Below are 17,300 nucleotides of genomic sequence, written 5' to 3'. Positions count from 1 at the left end.
CCCGGGGAAGTCCCCGGGCCCCGTCGGCCGTCACGGCCCGGTGCCTAGCCGAGCGGCAGGCCCTTGGCCGGCAGCGAGGACGTGGGCAGCCCGCCCTTGGTGAGCGCGTCCGTCGGCAGCCCGCCCTTCGTCGCACCGGAGGCGGCGTCCCCGAGGACACCGCCCGCGGTCCCGGCCGCGTCCCCCGCGGCCTTCTGCGCCGCCGGCGTGGTCGTCTTCACGGCGCCGCCGCCGGTCTTGCCCGCGGCCGGCACCGCCTTCTGGACCGCCTCGCCGCCCGCGTGGCCCGCGAGCGCGGTGGTGTGCTGCGCGGCACCGTCGACGGTGTTGCCGACGTGCGTCACGTCCGGCGAGGTCAGACCGCTCAGGCTGGGCGTGGCCGCCGGCAGGTTCGTGGCCGCACCGGCGGAGCCGGCCGCACCGACCCCGGCTGCCGCTCCCGCTGCGACGAGCAGCGCGGCACGGGCGATCCGGCGGGTCAGAGGGAGGGACATGATGCTCCATTCGACGGGGAGAGAACGGTGTCTGCGTCCGGGCTCGTGTCCGGCCCGGACGCCGTGACTACCGCTCGAAGCCCGCGAAGGTTGCGGACGGCCGAGGTAAAGAATGGATAACGCATCGCATTATCAGGTGTGGATAAAAACGGGCAAAGAACGTCTGCCCGAAACCGTGCAGAATCCTTCCGTCCCCGGAATTCCGCGGATTTCCGCGACCGGGACCCCACCCGCCCCGGAGGGCGGGCCGCCCGGCACGGCACAACCCGCCCGGGTGACCGGCCGTACTACTGTCCGGTCTCGATCCGGACCGCGCCCGCGGACCTCTCCGCGCCCCCCGCCCCGTGCGAACCGGCCGTCGCCCACGCGCCGCCACCGCTCCCGGCGGTCCACTGGCGGCCGGCGTACGACACCCGCCGGATGTGCAGCGCCGAGGAGTTGGCCACCGCCCACTGCGCCACCTGCCAGCCCCGCTCCCGCTCGCCGCGCCCGGTCGCGGCCGTGCCCGTGCCCGTACCCGCGGACACCGGGACGGTCACCGTCCGCCCGTGCGCGGTCGCGGTCACGCTCGGCGACGGGGACGGCGACGGCACGGGCGTACCGCCCACCTGCGCCCCGGTCTCCTGGAGCGCGTCCCGCCCGAAGTCCCGTACCAGCGCGTCCCGGACCGCGTCCGGGCCGGTCGCCGAGGCCGTGCGCGCCGGGCGCCCGTCACAGGTCAGCGTGGCCGCCGCCCGTCCGGTCAGGGCCGCCGCCAGCAGCGTGGCGTCCGGCTCGTGCTTGGCGTACGCCTCCGGATAGCCGCTGCGCTGCACCCGCTGCGCCGCCACCGTCAGCGGCAGGTCGCCGTAGTCCGGCACCTTGGCCAGGTGCGCGTAGAAGATGCCCGCCGCGTAGGCCGGGTCCATGATCTGCCGCTCGGTGCCCCAGCCCTGCGAGGGCCGCTGCTGGAACAGGCCCAGCGAGTCCCGGTCGCCGTGCTCGATGTTCCGCAGCCCCGACTCCTGCAGGGCGGTGGCCAGCGCGATCGTCACGGCCCGCTCCGGCATCCCGCGCCCGGTGCCGACGGCGGCGATCGTCGCCGCGTTCACCGCCTGCTCCGGCGTGAACTCGTACGACGCCCCGTCGCCGTCGGCCGAGACCACCTTGCAGCCGCGCGCTCCGCCGCCTCCGGTGATGTACTGCACCACGAGGTACGCGGCTACACCGCACAGGACCAACAGGGCCGCGGTGTAACGGAAGAGGCGACCGCGGCGCTTGGGACGGGTGGGGGACGGCTCTGGCACGCGTACAAGGTACTGGAGCCCCGCAAGGCCCTCACCAGCGGTCCGCCCGCCGCGAGCGCCCCGGCGCCGCGGGGCGTCGCGCTAGGGTCGGGGCCATGGCCGACACCTCGCTTGACCTCACCCTGGACGCCGCAGCGCTCACCGCGCAGCTCGTGGACTTCCCGTCCGAGAGCGGCACCGAGAAGCCGCTCGCGGACGCCATCGAGGCCGCCCTGCGCGGGCTGCCCCACCTCACGGTGGACCGCTACGGCAACAACGTGATCGCCCGTACGAACCTCGGCCGCGCCGAGCGCGTGATCCTGGCCGGCCACATCGACACCGTGCCGATCGCGGACAACGTGCCCTCGCGGCTCGACCCGGACGGCGTGCTGTGGGGCTGCGGCACCTGCGACATGAAGTCCGGCGTGGCGGTGCAGCTGCGCATCGCGGCCACGGTCCCCGCCCCCAACCGCGACCTGACCTTCGTCTTCTACGACAACGAGGAGGTCGCCGCCGACCTCAACGGCCTCAAGCACGTCGCCGAGGCCCACCCCGAGTGGCTGAAGGGCGATTTCGCGGTCCTGCTGGAGCCCACCGACGGCGAGGTGGAGGGCGGCTGCCAGGGCACGCTGCGGGTACTGCTGAAGACGAAGGGCGAGCGGGCGCACTCGGCGCGCGGCTGGATGGGCTCCAACGCCATCCACGCGGCGGCCCCGATCCTGGCCCGGCTGGCCGCCTACGAGCCGCGCCGGCCGCTCATCGACGGCCTGGAGTACCACGAGGGCCTGAACGCGGTGGCGATCGGCGGGGGAGTGGCCGGGAACGTCATCCCCGACGAGTGCGTCGTGTCGGTCAACTTCCGCTACGCCCCCGACCGCACCGGCGAGGAGGCGCTCGCGCACGTCCACGAGGTGTTCGCGGACTGCGGTGTGGAGGAGTTCGTGGTGGACGACCACAGCGGCGCGGCGCTGCCCGGCCTCTCCCACCCGGCCGCCGCGGCCTTCATCGAGGCGGTGGGCGGCACCCCGCGGCCGAAGTTCGGCTGGACGGACGTGTCCCGCTTCTCCGCGCTCGGTGTCCCGGCGGTCAACTACGGCCCCGGCAACCCGCACCTGGCCCACAAGCGCGACGAGCGCGTGGAGACCGCGAAGATCCTCGCGGGCGAGGAGCGGCTGCGGAACTGGCTGACGGTGTAGGCAGGGCCCGCGGCACCGCGGGAGGGTCACGTGGGGGGGCGCCTGTCGGCACCCTCCGCCGTCCCCCGGCGCGTCTTGTGGTGCCCGCGGGTTCCCGGGGCGCGCGTGGCGGACACGCGCACTTCCCCCCTCCGTAACCCGGGTCGATCTAGTCTGAGATCGAACTACCGGCAAGCGGAGGGAGCGCACATGGCTACCGGGAACCCCGAGGGGAAGAAGCAGCCGCCGGACGAGCAGCGGCTCGGACCGGTCCTCCGACGGCGAGGCCAGGTCACGGCCAGCACGACCGACCAGCGGCTGCTGGACGCGGGCGGCCCCTCGGACTGGGTCCACACGGACCCCTGGCGCGTGCTGCGCATCCAGTCGGAGTTCATCGAGGGCTTCGGCACGCTGGCCGAACTCCCGCCCGCGATCAGCGTCTTCGGCTCGGCGCGGACCCCGGTGGACTCGCCGGAGTACGACGCGGGGGTCCGGCTCGGCCGCGGGCTGGTGGAGGCCGGCTGGGCCGTGATCACCGGTGGCGGCCCCGGCGCGATGGAGGCGGCCAACAAGGGCGCGTGCGAGGCCGGCGGCATCTCGGTCGGCCTCGGCATCGAGCTGCCCTTCGAGCAGGGACTGAACCCGTACGTCGACATCGGACTGAACTTCCGCTACTTCTTCGTGCGGAAGATGATGTTCGTCAAGTACGCCCAGGGCTTCGTCGTCCTGCCCGGCGGCCTCGGCACCCTCGACGAACTCTTCGAGGCCCTGACCCTGGTCCAGACGCAGAAGGTCACCCGCTTCCCGATCGTGCTGTTCGGCAGCGAGTACTGGGGCGGTCTGGTGGCCTGGCTGCAGAACACGCTGGTCGCGCAGGGCAAGGCGGCGGAGAAAGACCTCCTGCTGTTCCACCTGACCGACGACGTGGAGGAGGCGGTGGCCCTGGTCTCGAAGGAGGCGGGCCGCTAGCAGGGCCCGTCCGACGGATCCCGTCCATCGCGCGACGCCGTGCACGCACTCGCGCCCGCACCCCTGGGGGCCGCGACCCGCGCGTTCCCTGGCCCGTTCCCGCGCCGGTCAGCCGGTCAGCCGGTCAGCCGGTCAGCCGGTCAGCCGGTCAGCCGGTCAGCCGGTCAGCCGGTCAGCCGGTCGCCGGTCGGCCGGTGCGGCACGCGGACCCGGCCCGCGGGCCGGGGCGGGCCGGGGCGGGTGTGTGAGGCGGGGTCCGGGGGTCCGGGGTGCGCGGCCCCGGCCGCTCAGGCCAGACCCCGGCGGGCCACCGCGGGAGCCCGGTGCCCGGCGATGGCGGCGACCATCTCCAGCACCTGACGCGTCTCGGCCACCTCGTGCACCCGGTACACCTGCGCCCCGAGCCACGCGGACACGGCCGTCGTCGCCAGGGTGCCGATCAGCCGCTCCTTCACCGGCCGGTCCAGGCTCTCGCCCACGAAGTCCTTGTTGGACAGCGACACCAGCACCGGCCACCCCGTGGCCACCATCTCGTCCAGTCGCCGCGTCGCCTCCAGGCTGTGCCGGGTGTTCTTCCCGAAGTCGTGCCCCGGGTCGATCAGGACCGACTCCCGCGGCACCCCCAGCGACACGGCCCGCTCGGCCAGACCCACGGTCACGTCGAGGATGTCGGCCATGACGTCGTCGTAGGCGATCCGGTGCGGTCGCGTCCGGGGCTGCACGCCGCCCGCGTGCGTGCACACCAGCCCCGCCCCGTACCGCGCCGCGACCTCGGCGAGCCCCGGATCGACCCCGCCCCACGCGTCGTTCAGCAGATCGGCGCCCGCCTCGCACACGGCCTCGCCGACCTCGGCCCGCCAGGTGTCCACGCTGATGATCACATCGGGGAACCGGCGCCGTACCTCCGCGACGAAACCGACCGTCCGGCGTGCCTCCTCCTCGGCCGTGACCTCCTCGCCCGGCCCGGCCTTGACCCCGCCGATGTCGATGATCGCGGCGCCCTCGGCCACGGCCTGCTCCACCCGGGCGAGCGCGGGCTCGTCGCGGAACGTGGCGCCTCGGTCGTAGAAGGAATCCGGTGTCCGGTTCACGATCGCCATGATCACCGGCTCGTGCGGTCCGAATTCCCGCCTGCCCAGCCTGAGCATCCGCTGTGACCTCTCCTCATCCGTCCCGCAGTACAGCCGTCTGTGACCCTAACCGCCGGGCGCGCATGGCACGATCGGACCCTGACAGATTCAGCTTCCGGCACAGCGTCCGGTACGAGCGTGGGGACACCCGGCGATGGTGATGTTCTTGTTCCTGGTCGTCGCGCTGGCCGTCGTGGTCGCCGCGGTGACCCTGGCCGTGGTGGGCGGCGGGGAGAGCGGCCCGCTCCCCGAGGTGACGCCGGAGCAGCTGCGGGACCCGCTGCCCGCGGACCGCCCGGTGGACCGCGCGGACGTGGAGGGCCTGCGCTTCCCGGTCGCCCCGCGCGGCTACCGGATGGCCGACGTCGACGACGCGCTCGGCAGGCTCGCCGCCGAACTGGCCGAGCGCGACGCCCGGATCGCCGACCTGGAGTCCGCGCTGGCCGGCGCCCGGGCCGCCGCCGCGCACGTGCGGCCGGCCAAGGACGAGGACCGGGAGGAGCAGCGATGACCACCGGTGCCGCCCTGGCGGGTCCGGACGGCGCCCTGCGCTGCCCGTGGGCCCTGTCCACCGACGACTACGTGGCGTACCACGACGAGGAGTGGGGCCGCCCCGTCCACGGCGACGACGCCCTCTTCGAGCGGCTCAGCCTGGAGGCCTTCCAGTCGGGCCTGTCCTGGATCACCATCCTGCGCCGGCGCCCCGGCTTCCGGGCGGCCTTCGCCGGCTTCCGCATCGAGAAGGTCGCCGCGTTCACCGACGACGACCGCGACCGCCTGCTGACCGACCCGGGCATCATCCGCAACCGGGCCAAGATCGACGCCACGCTGGCCAACGCGCGCGTGCTCGCCGACTGGGCCGAGGGCGACCTGGACGCGCTGATCTGGTCCCACGCGCCCGACCCGGCGACCCGCACGGTCCCCAGGAGCCTGGCCGACGTCCCCGCGGTCACCCCCGAGTCGACGGCCCTGTCGAAGGCCCTGAAGAAACGCGGCCTGAGGTTCGTCGGCCCGACGACGGCGTACGCGCTGATGCAGGCCTGCGGGCTGGTCGACGACCACTTGGAGGCGTGCGTGGCCCGAAGCGCCGGGTGACCGGGCGAGAGGAAGCCGCGCGAGCGGCCACGGCGCACCCGCGGCTTCCCCGCGGAGCTACCGCCCCAGGTACTTCGGCTTCTCCTTGTTCACGAACGCCTGGACGGCGATGGCGTGGTCCTCCGACGAGCCCGCCCGGGTCTGCAGCTCGTCCTCCTTCTCCAGCGTCTGTGCGAGCGAGTGCGTCAGCCCGTAGGCCACCGCCTCCTTGATCGCCGCGTACGCCACCGTCGGCCCCTCGGCCAGCGCCCGGGCCACCTTCTCCGCCTCGGCGCGCAGCTCGGCGGAGGGGACGAGCCGGTTGGCGATGCCCAGCTCCAGCGCGTCCTGGGCGCTGATGCTGCGCGGGAACAGCAGCAGGTCGGCGGCGCGGCTCGGGCCGATGACCCGGGGGAGGGTCCAGGAGATGCCGGAGTCGGCGGTCAGGGCCACGCCCGCGAAGGACGTGTTGAAGGAGGCGGTGTCGGCCACGACGCGGTGGTCCGCGGCGAGCGCGAAGCCGAACCCGGCCCCGGCCGCGACGCCGTTCACCGCCGCGACCACCGGCTTCGGTGCACCGGTCAGGGCCCGCACGATGGGGTTGTAGTGCTCCCTGACCGTGCTCATGGTCTGCCCGGACCCGTTCGCCCGGTCGCCGGCCAGCAGCCCGATGTGTTCCTTGAGGTCCTGCCCCACGCAGAACGCCCGGTCCCCGGCGGCGGTCAGCAGGATCGCCCGTACGGCCGAGTCGCCGGCCGCTGATTCCGCCGCCTCCCGGAGGGCGACCTTGGTCGCGATGTTCAGCGCGTTCATCGCCTCCGGGCGGTTCAGCGTGATCGTCGCGAGTCCGTCGCTCACCTCGTAGAGCACGGTGTCGGCCATGGCGTATCCCCTCCGGTCGCGCGGCTGGTGACGTACCGCTCAGTACGTCGTTCTGTGAGGACAGCATGGCGGACATCGCCGCCCGGGGGCCGGACCGGACGTGTGACCTGCGTCTAACAAATCCGGAGAGGGGCCGGCCGGTGGATGTCCGTGCGGTGGCGCAGTATCGCAGCCACATCGCCGAATTGGGTGGTTTTGCTCGCGCGCGTTGCCCAAGCGATGCCGACCGATGTTGGTCATCGGGTCCTGCGATGCGGGATAATGGCTGGGAAGCAATGTGTTCGATGCCGGTGTCGCGTGTCCGTTCCGGATGGCGGATGCCCTCGTGGGGCGGTCGGCAGACGATGAGCTGGTTTCAGGAAGGGGAACGAGCATGGCGGCCATGAAGCCGCGGACGGGCGATGGCCCGCTCGAGGTGACCAAGGAGGGGCGGGGCATCGTCATGCGCGTTCCGCTCGAAGGCGGCGGTCGGCTCGTCGTCGAGCTGACCCCTGACGAGGCCGAGGCGCTTGGCGACGCCCTCAAGAAGGTCGTCGTCTGACGTCCCAGCAATCCTGTCCTTACCGACTGCCCCGGCACCGTACGCGGTGCCGGGGCAGTCGCGTGCCGGGGCCCGCGAGGCCGGCGTCACCGCTTGCCGGCACCCGGCGGCCCGTCGCCCACCGGCGGCGGCGCGGGCACCGGCTTCCCACCACGTCACCGCGTCACCGCTTGACGGCGCACAGCAGTCCGTCGCCCACCGGCAGCAGCGACGGCACAAGATCCTGGCTCTCCCGCACGGTGCGCAGCAGCTCGCGCAGCCGCAGCACCTCGGTCGGCTGCGGGCCCGAGTCGACGGTGCGGCCGCCCGCGAAGACGCCCTCGAAGACCACCAGGCCGCCGGGCCGCAGCAGACGCAACGATTCGGCGAGGTAGTCCGGGTACTCCAGCCGGTCCCCGTCACAGAAGACCAGGTCGTAGCCGGTGTCCGCGAGACGCGGCAGCACCTCCAGGGCGCTGCCGGGGATGAAACGGGCCCGGTTGCTGGCGAAGCCGCAGACGCGGAAGGCCTGCCGGGCGAACTGCTGGTGGTCCGGCTCCGTGTCCACCGTGGTGAGCACCCCGTCCGGCCGCATTCCGTGCAGGAGATGGATGCCGGACACCCCGCAGCCCGTGCCGATCTCCGCGACCGCCTTCGCGTCCACGGAGGCGGCGAGCAGTCGCAGCGCGGCGCCCGTGCTGGGCGACACCGAGCGCAGCCCCGCCTCGCGGGCCCGGTCGCGGGCCCAGAGCAGCGCTTCGTCCTCGGCGACAAAGGCGTCGGCGAACGCCCAGCTCGTCTGCCGGTTGCCGGTAATGACCCTCTCCTGTCCCCGCGGTTGCCTCGGCGTGACTGTATCCGTTGGCGGCGGGAACCCGCAGATGGGACCGGGCGTTTAGAAGGATGAGCCGGTGGGCCGGGAGGCGACGGGGGGCACGAGGTGGAGCAGGACGCCGAGCAACTGCTGACGCAGCAGTATGAGCCGTATCAGCAGGCATCAAATTCTCGTAAAACCGCTTATCCGGAGCTAACGGGCGAGGTGGCTATGGTAGGGGCTCCACTGGACACCACCAGAGCCGACAGGGGAGGTGCGGCTGCGCCCGGGGATCGGGGTGGAGTGCTGCGGCGCTTCCTCGGGTCGGCGGGCAGGCCGAAATCCGTGACCGACACCGCAGCTGACAGCCACGCCGCCGGTCTCGCCGCAGGCGAGACCCAGACCGCGACCTTCGCCACCGACGCGGACGGGCAGGCGTGGACTCCGCCCACGTGGGACGAGATCGTCAGCATGCACAGCGGCCGGGTCTACCGCCTCGCCTACCGCCTGACGGGCAACCAGCACGACGCCGAGGACCTCACGCAGGAGGTCTTCGTCCGTGTCTTCCGCTCCCTGTCGACGTACTCGCCGGGCACCTTCGAGGGCTGGCTGCACCGCATCACCACCAACCTCTTCCTGGACATGGTGCGGCGCAAGCAGCGCATCCGCTTCGACGCCCTCGGCGACGACGCGGCCGAGCGCCTGGCCAGCCGCGAGCCCACCCCGCAGCAGCTCTTCAACGACGCCCACTTCGACGCCGACGTCCAGCAGGCCCTCGACACCCTGGCGCCGGAGTTCCGCGCCGCCGTCGTCCTGTGCGACATCGAGGGACTCTCCTACGAGGAGATCGCCGCCACCCTCGGCGTGAAGCTCGGCACGGTCCGCTCCCGCATCCACCGCGGCCGGTCGCAGCTCCGCAAGGCCCTCGCCCACCGGTCCCCGGAGGCCCGCGCCGCCGAGCGGCGCTCCTTCCTGGCCCGGGTCCCCGCTCTGGGGGGAGGGGGCGCGACCGCGTGAACGGATCCCGACCGAAACCTGCCGAGGAACGACACCTCGCAGAGCAGCACCTGGGAGACCGGCTCTCCGCCCTGGTGGACGGGGAGCTCGGTCATGACACGCGAGAGCGGGTCCTCGCGCACCTGGCCACCTGCGCCCGGTGCAAGGCGGAGGCGGACGCCCAGCGCGCGCTGAAGAACGTGTTCGCCGAGGCGGCCCCGCCGCCGCCCTCGGCGAGCTTCCTGGCCCGCCTCCAGGGGCTTCCCGCAGGAGGTGACCCGAACGGCGGCGGCACGCCGTCGCCCGGGGGCGGAATCCTCGGCGGCGACCCCGCCACCGGGACCACCGGGCCCGCCGGCCCGTTCGGCGTGAGGCGGGCCGAGCGCTTCGCGTTCGGCTACGTCCCCGCCCGTCCGCAGGACTACGGCCCCGCGCGGGCCGACCGCGCCGCAGGGCCCGCGGACCGGGGTTTCCGCATCCATCCCGTCGGCCGCCCCGACGACGGCCGCTCCGCCTCGCGCGGGCGGCGCTTCGCGGTCGTCGCCGCCGGGGCGGTGTCGCTGGCCGCGGTCGCCCTCGGCGGCGTGACGACCGTCGTCCCCGACCTGACCGCGGAGGCCCGTGGCGGCTCCGGCACCGGCAGCAACGTGACCCCGGCGCGCTCCGCGGGCACCACCGGCGGAGGGGGCGCGACCACGCCGGACAGCCAGCGCCGCCGCCCGGTGGGGCCACTGCTCGCGCAGGGCGGCGCGATGCTCGGCCCCGTCCCCGCGGCCCCGACCACGCTCTCCGCCCCGCTGCTGCCCGGAGTGCCCTCCGCCGGGCAGACCGGACAGGCGGGGCAGGCCGGACAGGCGGGGCAGGGGCTCACCGGGCAGCCGCAGTCCGACGCGGTACGCGGCCTGACCGCGCCGGTGATGGCCGGTGCGGCCGCCCTTTCCCCGCTGATACGCCCGCTCGACGAGACCATCGCGGCCCCGCGCCTGGTCACGCCCCCCGCCGTCATCGGTTCCGGCCTGCTGCCCGACCCTGTCCCCGACACCACCCCCGCCCCCCACCTGTCGCCCTGACCGGCGACCGCACCCCACGCCTGTCCGGTCCGACCGGCGACCGCACCACGGCGAACCTGGTTGAATCCTGTGAGGCCGCGCCCGGCGGTGATGACCCGGGCGCGTAGACATTCCGTGGCCGCGACAGCGCGCGGCCACGGCCGGGCCGTGGGGAGAGCATGAACGAGGGGAACCGTGTCCCACCGGTGGAGGGGCCGGAGGGGACGGCGGGGCCGACACCGGCCGACCGGACCGGGGACGTGACGGGAGCGCAGGCCGAGGCGGGGACGGGAGCCGGGCGGACCCCGGCCGCCCCCGCGCCCGAGCCGGGGGACCGTGCCACGCCTGAGCCGGGGAGCGGTGCGCCCGAGCCCGGGCACCGGGCCCCGTCCGCCGCCGACGGTGACTTCGAGCTGGCCAGGCCGGCCCCGGTCCCGCCGGCCGACACCGCGGCCGGGGAGGCCGTAGCAGTCGGGGAGGCTGTAGCGGCCGGGGGCACCGCCTGGACGGCGCCCGCCGGCCGGCCGAAGCCACTGCACGACCCCGACCCGTACAGCACCCCGCCGTACGGCGAACCCGGCCCGTGGGCTCCGGCACCGCCGGTACAGCACCCGGCGGCGGCCCCCGCGCACGGAACGGCGGCCCCCGCACCCACGGCTCCCGCCCCGGCCGCCCCCCTGATGTCTCCGGCCCCGGATCCGTCCCTGGCCCCGGACCCGGCCCTGGCCCCGGACCCGGCTACGGCTCCGGCATCGGCACCGTCCGTGGCTCCCGTGCCGGCGCCCGCGGCCCCCGCGCAGGTACCCGCCCAGCCGATCCCCGCCGGGTCGGCGGCACCCGCGCAGCCCGTCTCTCCTGTGCCCGCGCAGCCCGTCACTGCCGGCCCCCCGGCACCCGCGCAGCCCGTCTCCGCGCAGCCCGTCTCCGCGCAGCCCGTCTCCGTGGGAACGGCGGCGGCCGCGGAGCCGCTCGCCCCCGAGGCCGCCGCCTCCGTGCCACCCGCTGCCGACCTCTGGGGCCGCTACGACCCCTGGGCCGCCGGATCGGCCGGGCAACAGGCCCCGGCCAGGGGGCCGTTGCAGCAGACGGGGGCCAAGGTGCTGACGGACCGGCAGCGCAAGCGGCGGGCGACACGCCTCGTCCTCCTGTGGACCCTGGTCGTGGCGCTCGTCTCCGGGGGCGTCGGCGGAGCCGTCGGCGCCTACGTCGAGCGCGAGGGCCTGGGGGACGGCGTACGGCTGCCGCAGGCCGGGAGCGTGCCGGCCGGCCGGGCACCGGACAGCGTGGCCGGGATCGCCGCCCGCGCCCTGCCCAGCGTGGTCACGCTGCACGTCCGCGGGGCCGACCAGGCGGGCACCGGCACCGGCTTCGTGCTCGACGACCAGGGGCACATCCTCACCAACAACCACGTGGTGGAACCCGCCGGGCCGGACGGCGAGATATCCGTGACGTTCAGCAGCGGTGACACCGTCAAGGCCAGGGTCGTCGGCCGGGACAGCGGCTACGACCTGGCCGTCGTCCGGGTGCGCGGGGTGCACGGACTGACCCCGCTGCCCCTCGGCAACTCCGACGACGTCAAGGTCGGTGACCCGGTGGTCGCCATCGGTGCCCCCTTCGACCTCGCCAACACGGTCACCTCCGGCATCATCAGCGCCAAGGAGCGGCCCATCACGGCCGGCGGGGAGAAGAGCGACGGAAGCGACGTCAGCTACGTCGACGCGCTGCAGACGGACGCCCCGATCAACCCGGGCAACTCCGGCGGCCCGCTGCTCGACTCCCGGGCCCAGGTCATCGGCATCAACTCGGCGATACGCTCCGCCGGCAGCGGCTCGGAGTCCGAGGGCGGCCAGGCCGGCTCCATCGGCCTCGGTTTCGCCATCCCGGTCAACCAGGCCAAGCGCGTCGCCGAGGAACTGATCGACACCGGCCAGGCCAGGCATCCCGTGATCGGCGTCACTCTCGACATGGGCTACGCCGGTGACGGCGCCCGGATCGACAGCAAGAGCGCGGGCGGCGGCCCGGCCGTCGTCCGGGGCGGGCCCGGCGAGCGGGCCGGCCTCCAGGCGGGCGACGTCATCACCGAGGTCGGCGGGGAGCGCGTCCACACAGGTGAGGAACTGATCGTCAAGATCCGCGCCCACCGCCCCGGGGACCGGCTGCGGCTGACGGTCGAACGCGGGGGCGCCGAGCGGGAGGTCTCACTCGTGCTGGGAGCGTCGGAGCAGAACTGACAGAAGTCTCACCTCGGGACGGTACCGGTCGGACAGGAACGCCGGGTACCGTTGAGCGACCGAGGACATCGCAAGGAGCGTCAGGTGTTCAATGACATAGGACCACTGGAGCTGGTGACGATCATCGTGCTCGCCGTGCTCGTCTTCGGTCCGGACAAGCTCCCGAAGGTCATCCAGGACGTGATGCGCACGGTCCGGAAGATCCGCGAGTTCTCGGAGAGTGCCAAGCAGGACATCCGCAGTGAACTCGGCCCGGAATTCAAGGACTTCGAGTTCGAGGACCTCAACCCCAAGACGTTCCTCCGCAAGCAGCTGGACAACGACGACCTGGGGCTGAAGGAGATCCGCAACGGCTTCGACCTGAAGAAGGAGATGGCCGAGGTCACGGACGCGGTGCACGGACGGGACACCGGGACGTCCTCCCCGGCGTCCTCCGGCGGCCGCGTCGACATGACCAAGAAGCCCGAGGCGCCTGGCGACGACGAGCGCCCGCCCTTCGACGCGGACGCCACCTGAGCGAAGCCGCTGCCCGCCGAAGCGGAGCGGCACCCCGCCGCCGACGCGTCCCGACACGCGCAGGCGGGCGTACGCCGCGCACGTGACGCGTTTCATAGCGCACACCCGTCGCGCACGGCTTGAACAGGCCGTTTGCGCGACCCACGCATCCAGCGCCTGCCCTGCTGCTCTCAGCGGTGTGGATATGCTGCCGAGTTGTTGTGCGGACCGGACGCGTACGCCCGAAGGGGGGCGGGCGACCCCGGTCCGACGAGAGCGAGGAGGCGTCCGGGCAGATGGAGACGACGAGTCGGGTGGGCGCGCAGGCGCCGGCCGCGGAGGGCGGACAGCAGCTCCCCTCCGCCCGGCGTACGGTCGACGGTTACCTGCGGGCGGCGTTCCCGTGGTACGGGCTCGACGAGGCGTTCACGGGGCCGCGCTGGCTGATGCAGGTCGGCACGGCGGCCGACGGCGCCGTCGAGCACGGTTCGATCGGGCACGGTGACGAGCCCTCGGTGCGCGGCGAGTCCGCGTCCGCCGGTGAGCCGCGGGAGAAGTTCGCGGTGGTGGTGACCGTCGCCGCGCAGCCGTCCCGGCGCAGCGCCGACGGCACCGGCCTGCTGGAGGCGACCTCGGTGTCCTCGGCGGCCTGGCTGGCCGGCGTGGGGCTGCTGTCCTTCACCTGGCCGGGGCAGATGGACCACAGCCTGCGGGACGACTGGCTGGACCAGCAGACCGAGACCGCCTGGGCCCTGGCCGACGATCTCGACGGCCCCGAGTGGTCCAGACTCTCGCTCCCGGTGGACGGGGTCGCCGCCTCGTTCCACTACCGGGAGTCCGAGTACGGCTGGGTACTGGCCGGTTCGACGGAGGCGGGCGTGCACCTGGGCGCGTACGGCCGGGGGATGAGCGCGTACGGCCTGGGCTTCGCGGCGATCAAGGACATCGCCGACTACGCGTAGCGAGCGGACCACCCGGCCGTTCGCAAGGGTGTACGACGAAGGGGGCGCCGTCCGCGAAGACGGCGCCCCCTTCGTCGTGGTGTGCGGGCAGCTCTAGAACTTGTTCCTCGGCGTGATCCCGAGCGACAGCCCCGACAGACCCCGCTGCCGGCCGCCCAGCTTGCCCGCGATCGCGCGCAGGGCCGAGCCCGCCGGGGAGTCCGGGTCGGACAGGACCACCGGCTTGCCCTCGTCGCCGCCCTCGCGCAGGCGGACGTCGATCGGGATGCTGCCGAGGACCGGGACCGTCGTACCCGTGGTACGGGTGAGGCCGTCGGCGACCGTCTGGCCGCCGCCCGTGCCGAAGACGTCGACCATCTCGCCGCAGTGCGGGCAGGGCAGGCCGGACATGTTCTCGACCACGCCGACGATCTTCTGGTGCGTCTGCACGGCGATCGAGCCCGCCCGCTCGGCCACCTCGGCCGCCGCCTGCTGCGGGGTCGTCACGACCAGGATCTCGGCGTTCGGGACCAGCTGGGCCACGGAGATCGCGATGTCGCCGGTGCCGGGCGGGAGGTCCAGGAGCAGGACGTCGAGGTCACCCCAGTAGACGTCGGCGAGGAACTGCTGGAGCGCGCGGTGGAGCATCGGGCCGCGCCAGACGACCGGGGCGTTGCCCGGGGTGAACATCCCGATCGAGATGACCTTCACGCCGTTCGCCGACGGCGGCATGATCATGTTCTCGACCTGGGTGGGGCGGCCGTCGGCGCCCAGCATGCGGGGCACGCTGTGCCCGTAGATGTCGGCGTCCACGACACCGACCTTCAGGCCGTCGGCGGCCATCGCCGCCGCCAGGTTCACCGTCACCGAGGACTTGCCGACACCGCCCTTGCCGGAGGCGACCGCGTAGACCCGGGTGAGGCTGCCCGGCTTGGCGAAGGGCACCTCGCGCTCGGCCTGGCCGCCGCGCAGGGCCGCCGCCAGCTCCTTGCGCTGCTCGTCGCTCATCACGTCCAGCGTGACGTCGACGCGGCTGACGCCCTCGACCCGCGAGACCGCCTCGGTGACGCGCTGCGTGATGGTGTCGCGCATCGGGCAGCCGGACACCGTCAGGTACACGGTGACCGCGACCGCCCCGTCCGCACCGATCTCCACCGACTTGACCATCCCCAGTTCGGTGATGGGGCGGTTGATCTCGGGGTCGTTCACCGTCGCCAGTGCCTCGCGCACCGCGTCTTCCGTAGCCATAAGGACGATGGTACGGCGCGCCGAGGGGCCTCCGGGATGCCCCTCAGCGGTCGTCTGTGTCACGTTGCTGCGGGCGTTCCGCCCGTTCCGCCGGGAATACGACCTGGCCCGCGTGACCGTCGTGCCGGCGCAGCTCCTCCAGCTCCTTCACCAGGTCCTGGAGCTCGGAGCGGATCCAGTCGCGGGTGGCGACCTCACCGAGACCCATGCGCAGCGCGGCGACCTCCCGGGTGAGGTACTCGGTGTCGGCGATGGACCGCTCGTTCTGCTTGCGGTCCTGCTCCAGGTTGACCCGGTCCCGGTCGTCCTGCCTGTTCTGCGCGAGCAGGATCAGCGGAGCCGCGTAGGACGCCTGGAGGGACAGCATCAGGGTCAGGAAGATGAACGGGTACTGGTCGAAGCGCAGCCCCACCGGTGCGGCCACGTTCCAGACCACCCACAGGATGATGACGACCGTCATCCAGACGATGAAGCGCCCGGTGCCCAGGAACCGGGCGATCTTCTCCGACAGCCGGCCGAAGGCCTCCGGGTCCCACTCGGGCAGGAACCGGCGGCGCGGCGGGCGCGGCTGGTCCAGCCGGAGCGCCCGGGGCCGGGTGGCGGCCGTGGCGCCCGCCGGATGACGCTCGCGGGTCGCGGTCTCGCGCTCAGGAGCCATGCGTGGGCGCCTCCTCTCCTTCGTCCAGGTGGAATTCCGTCTCCCGCCAGTCCTCGGGCAGCATGTGGTCCAGTACGTCGTCCACGGTCACCGCGCCGAGCAGCGACCCGGACTCGTCCACCACGGGCGCCGCCACCATGTCGTACGTGGCGAAGAACCCGGCGATGACGGGCAGGGCGGCGTCCGGCGCCAGGGGCTGGAGATCGTCGTCCACCAGTGAGCTGACCAGGGTGTACGGAGGGTCGCGCAGCAGCCGCTGGAAGTGGACCGTGCCCAGGTACTTGCCGGTCGGGGTCTCGTCGGGCGGGCGGCAGACGTAGACCTGGGCGGCGAGGGCGGGTGAGAGGTCCGGGTTGCGGACCCGGGCGAGTGCGTCGGCGACGGTGGCGTCGGGCCGCAGCACGATCGGTTCGGTGGTCATCAGACCGCCGGCCGTGTGCTCCTCGTACGACATCAGGCGGCGCATCTCGGCCGCGTCGGCGGGCTGCATCAGGCTCAGCAGCCGCTCCTTGTCCTGCTCGGGCAGCTCGGAGAGCAGGTCGGCCGCGTCGTCCGGGTCCATCGCCTCCAGCACGTCCGCCGCGCGCTCCTCCTTCAGCTTGCCGAGGATCTCGATCTGGTCGTCCTCCGGCAGCTCCTCCAGTACGTCGGCGAGCCGGTCGTCGTCCAGGGCGGCGGCGACCTCGGCGCGCCGCTTGGGGGAGAGGTGGTGCAGGACGTTGGCGAGGTCGGCGGGGCGCAGCTGCTCGAAGGTGGCGAGCAGGCTCTCCGCACCCTGCCCGTGCTCCTCCAGGGAGAACCCGGTGACGGCCGACCACTCGGCGGTCAGCGTCTCGCCCTTGGCCCGCCGGAAGGCGCCCCCTCTGCGGCCCTTGCGGACGAAGACGCGGTCGACCTCCCAGTCGCGGCGGGCGGGCAGCTGCTGCACCGAGACGTCGAGGACGGTGACCTCCTCGCCGGTCTCCACCAGCGTCACCCGCCGGTCCAGCAGCTCACCGAAGACCAGCCGCTCGGTGGGCCGCTGTTCGAAGCGGCGGACGTTCACCACGCCGGTGGTGATGACCTGGCCCGATTCGATACCGGTCACCCGGGTCATGGGCAGGAAGATACGGCGGCGGGTGGACAGCTCGACCACCAGGCCGAGCACGCGCGGGGGGCGCCGCCCGACGCGCAGCATGACGACCAGATCGCGGACGCGGCCCACCTGGTCGCCGGCCGGATCGAAGACGGGGACCCCGGCCAGGTGCGAGACGAAGATCCGGGGGGCACCGGCTGCCATGGCTGTGCTTCCTTTGCGTGGGGATCGTGTGAGTTGCTCGGACATGCCCGCGCAGGTGCGCTTCAGGCTAGCCGGTCCTG

At 73.6% G+C, this 17,300-nt stretch carries 18 protein-coding genes; 10 read left to right on the top strand and 8 right to left on the bottom strand.

Annotated features, from left to right (window positions below; genetic code table 11):
• Positions 1–44 precede the first annotated feature (44 nt).
• Both ABZ576_RS29045 and ABZ576_RS29040 read right to left on the bottom strand, forming a co-directional pair.
• Positions 45–494, bottom strand: a complete 450-nt coding sequence (locus tag ABZ576_RS29045; protein WP_360747123.1) for an ATP-binding protein — start codon at positions 492–494, stop codon at positions 45–47.
• 287 nt (positions 495–781) lie between these two features.
• On the bottom strand, positions 782–1,780 hold the full coding sequence (locus ABZ576_RS29040; RefSeq protein WP_360747120.1) for a heavy metal transporter: 999 nt from the start codon (positions 1,778–1,780) through the stop codon (positions 782–784).
• 95 nt (positions 1,781–1,875) lie between these two features.
• Here ABZ576_RS29040 and dapE point away from each other — a divergent pair, with 95 nt between their 5' ends.
• Both dapE and ABZ576_RS29030 read left to right on the top strand, forming a co-directional pair.
• Positions 1,876–2,955: a succinyl-diaminopimelate desuccinylase gene (gene dapE, locus ABZ576_RS29035; protein ID WP_360747117.1), complete on the top strand. Its 1,080-nt coding sequence runs from the start codon at positions 1,876–1,878 to the stop codon at positions 2,953–2,955.
• Between the two features lie 189 nt (positions 2,956–3,144).
• Entirely contained in the window at positions 3,145–3,903 is a 759-nt protein-coding gene (locus tag ABZ576_RS29030) for a TIGR00730 family Rossman fold protein (protein WP_360747114.1), read from the top strand.
• A 287-nt stretch (positions 3,904–4,190) separates the two neighbouring features.
• Here the strand turns inward: ABZ576_RS29030 and folP are convergent, their stop codons facing one another.
• Positions 4,191–5,051: a dihydropteroate synthase gene (gene folP / locus ABZ576_RS29025; RefSeq protein WP_360747111.1), complete on the bottom strand. Its 861-nt coding sequence runs from the start codon at positions 5,049–5,051 to the stop codon at positions 4,191–4,193.
• A gap of 136 nt (positions 5,052–5,187) precedes the next feature.
• Here folP and ABZ576_RS29020 point away from each other — a divergent pair, with 136 nt between their 5' ends.
• Both ABZ576_RS29020 and ABZ576_RS29015 read left to right on the top strand, forming a co-directional pair.
• Complete coding sequence (locus ABZ576_RS29020; protein ID WP_360747108.1) at positions 5,188–5,544, top strand: DivIVA domain-containing protein; 357 nt, start codon at positions 5,188–5,190, stop codon at positions 5,542–5,544.
• On the top strand, positions 5,541–6,128 hold the full coding sequence (locus ABZ576_RS29015; protein ID WP_360747105.1) for a DNA-3-methyladenine glycosylase I: 588 nt from the start codon (positions 5,541–5,543) through the stop codon (positions 6,126–6,128). Before ABZ576_RS29020 ends, ABZ576_RS29015 begins: the two co-directional genes overlap by 4 nt.
• Before the next feature lie 57 nt (positions 6,129–6,185).
• Here ABZ576_RS29015 and ABZ576_RS29010 read toward each other — a convergent pair whose 3' ends face one another.
• Complete coding sequence (locus ABZ576_RS29010) at positions 6,186–6,989, bottom strand: enoyl-CoA hydratase-related protein (RefSeq protein WP_360747102.1); 804 nt, start codon at positions 6,987–6,989, stop codon at positions 6,186–6,188.
• Between the two features lie 373 nt (positions 6,990–7,362).
• On the opposite strand from ABZ576_RS29010, the gene ABZ576_RS29005 reads away from it, so the two are divergent.
• On the top strand, positions 7,363–7,530 hold the full coding sequence (locus tag ABZ576_RS29005; protein WP_018544333.1) for a DUF3117 domain-containing protein: 168 nt from the start codon (positions 7,363–7,365) through the stop codon (positions 7,528–7,530).
• Between the two features lie 163 nt (positions 7,531–7,693).
• On the opposite strand, the gene ABZ576_RS29000 is transcribed toward ABZ576_RS29005, so the two are convergent.
• Positions 7,694–8,392 carry an O-methyltransferase gene (locus tag ABZ576_RS29000; protein ID WP_360747191.1) on the bottom strand — a complete coding sequence of 233 codons (699 nt, stop codon included), beginning with the start codon at positions 8,390–8,392 and terminating at the stop codon, positions 7,694–7,696.
• A gap of 234 nt (positions 8,393–8,626) precedes the next feature.
• Here ABZ576_RS29000 and sigE point away from each other — a divergent pair, with 234 nt between their 5' ends.
• From sigE to ABZ576_RS28975, 5 genes are all read left to right on the top strand, one after another.
• Positions 8,627–9,340 carry an RNA polymerase sigma factor SigE gene (gene sigE, locus ABZ576_RS28995; protein WP_360747099.1) on the top strand — a complete coding sequence of 238 codons (714 nt, stop codon included), beginning with the start codon at positions 8,627–8,629 and terminating at the stop codon, positions 9,338–9,340.
• Positions 9,337–10,389, top strand: a complete 1,053-nt coding sequence (locus ABZ576_RS28990) for a zf-HC2 domain-containing protein (protein WP_360747096.1) — start codon at positions 9,337–9,339, stop codon at positions 10,387–10,389. The genes sigE and ABZ576_RS28990 overlap by 4 nt, the downstream gene beginning before the upstream one ends.
• 158 nt (positions 10,390–10,547) lie before the next feature.
• Positions 10,548–12,599 carry a trypsin-like peptidase domain-containing protein gene (locus ABZ576_RS28985; RefSeq protein WP_360747094.1) on the top strand — a complete coding sequence of 684 codons (2,052 nt, stop codon included), beginning with the start codon at positions 10,548–10,550 and terminating at the stop codon, positions 12,597–12,599.
• An 84-nt stretch (positions 12,600–12,683) separates the two neighbouring features.
• The gene (locus tag ABZ576_RS28980; protein WP_360747091.1) at positions 12,684–13,115 is read left to right on the top strand and encodes a sec-independent translocase; all 432 of its coding nucleotides are present in this window, start codon (positions 12,684–12,686) and stop codon (positions 13,113–13,115) included.
• A gap of 275 nt (positions 13,116–13,390) precedes the next feature.
• Positions 13,391–14,056, top strand: a complete 666-nt coding sequence (locus ABZ576_RS28975; RefSeq protein ID WP_360747088.1) for a hypothetical protein — start codon at positions 13,391–13,393, stop codon at positions 14,054–14,056.
• Positions 14,057–14,149: 93 nt separating this feature from the next.
• On the opposite strand, the gene ABZ576_RS28970 is transcribed toward ABZ576_RS28975, so the two are convergent.
• From ABZ576_RS28970 to ABZ576_RS28960, 3 genes are read right to left on the bottom strand one after another with little or no spacing between them, the layout of a single operon-like run.
• Positions 14,150–15,283: an Mrp/NBP35 family ATP-binding protein gene (locus tag ABZ576_RS28970; protein WP_360747084.1), complete on the bottom strand. Its 1,134-nt coding sequence runs from the start codon at positions 15,281–15,283 to the stop codon at positions 14,150–14,152.
• Positions 15,284–15,326: 43 nt separating this feature from the next.
• The gene (locus ABZ576_RS28965) at positions 15,327–15,941 is read right to left on the bottom strand and encodes a DUF1003 domain-containing protein (RefSeq protein WP_360747081.1); all 615 of its coding nucleotides are present in this window, start codon (positions 15,939–15,941) and stop codon (positions 15,327–15,329) included.
• Entirely contained in the window at positions 15,931–17,220 is a 1,290-nt protein-coding gene (locus tag ABZ576_RS28960; RefSeq protein WP_360747079.1) for a CBS domain-containing protein, read from the bottom strand. The genes ABZ576_RS28965 and ABZ576_RS28960 overlap by 11 nt, the downstream gene beginning before the upstream one ends.
• Between the last annotated feature and the right edge of the window lie 80 nt (positions 17,221–17,300).

It is taken from the genome of Streptomyces sp. NPDC013455 (assembly GCF_040632975.1).
Lineage (GTDB): Bacteria > Actinomycetota > Actinomycetes > Streptomycetales > Streptomycetaceae > Streptomyces.
This window is presented reverse-complemented; position numbering and strand designations above follow the sequence as displayed.

What these genes read in the sequence shown, in the direction of transcription:
- ABZ576_RS29045 (WP_360747123.1), bottom strand. Translation starts at nt 494, where the DNA reads ATGTCCCTCCCTCTGACCCGCCGGATCGCCCGTGCCGCGCTGCTCGTC.
- ABZ576_RS29020 (WP_360747108.1), top strand. Translation starts at nt 5,188, where the DNA reads ATGGTGATGTTCTTGTTCCTGGTCGTCGCGCTGGCCGTCGTGGTCGCC.
- folP (WP_360747111.1), bottom strand. Translation starts at nt 5,051, where the DNA reads ATGCTCAGGCTGGGCAGGCGGGAATTCGGACCGCACGAGCCGGTGATC.
- ABZ576_RS28960 (WP_360747079.1), bottom strand. Translation starts at nt 17,220, where the DNA reads ATGGCAGCCGGTGCCCCCCGGATCTTCGTCTCGCACCTGGCCGGGGTC.
- ABZ576_RS28975 (WP_360747088.1), top strand. Translation starts at nt 13,391, where the DNA reads ATGGAGACGACGAGTCGGGTGGGCGCGCAGGCGCCGGCCGCGGAGGGC.
- dapE (WP_360747117.1), top strand. Translation starts at nt 1,876, where the DNA reads ATGGCCGACACCTCGCTTGACCTCACCCTGGACGCCGCAGCGCTCACC.
- ABZ576_RS28970 (WP_360747084.1), bottom strand. Translation starts at nt 15,283, where the DNA reads ATGGCTACGGAAGACGCGGTGCGCGAGGCACTGGCGACGGTGAACGAC.
- ABZ576_RS29010 (WP_360747102.1), bottom strand. Translation starts at nt 6,989, where the DNA reads ATGGCCGACACCGTGCTCTACGAGGTGAGCGACGGACTCGCGACGATC.
- ABZ576_RS29015 (WP_360747105.1), top strand. Translation starts at nt 5,541, where the DNA reads ATGACCACCGGTGCCGCCCTGGCGGGTCCGGACGGCGCCCTGCGCTGC.
- ABZ576_RS28985 (WP_360747094.1), top strand. Translation starts at nt 10,548, where the DNA reads ATGAACGAGGGGAACCGTGTCCCACCGGTGGAGGGGCCGGAGGGGACG.
- ABZ576_RS29030 (WP_360747114.1), top strand. Translation starts at nt 3,145, where the DNA reads ATGGCTACCGGGAACCCCGAGGGGAAGAAGCAGCCGCCGGACGAGCAG.
- ABZ576_RS28965 (WP_360747081.1), bottom strand. Translation starts at nt 15,941, where the DNA reads ATGGCTCCTGAGCGCGAGACCGCGACCCGCGAGCGTCATCCGGCGGGC.
- ABZ576_RS29005 (WP_018544333.1), top strand. Translation starts at nt 7,363, where the DNA reads ATGGCGGCCATGAAGCCGCGGACGGGCGATGGCCCGCTCGAGGTGACC.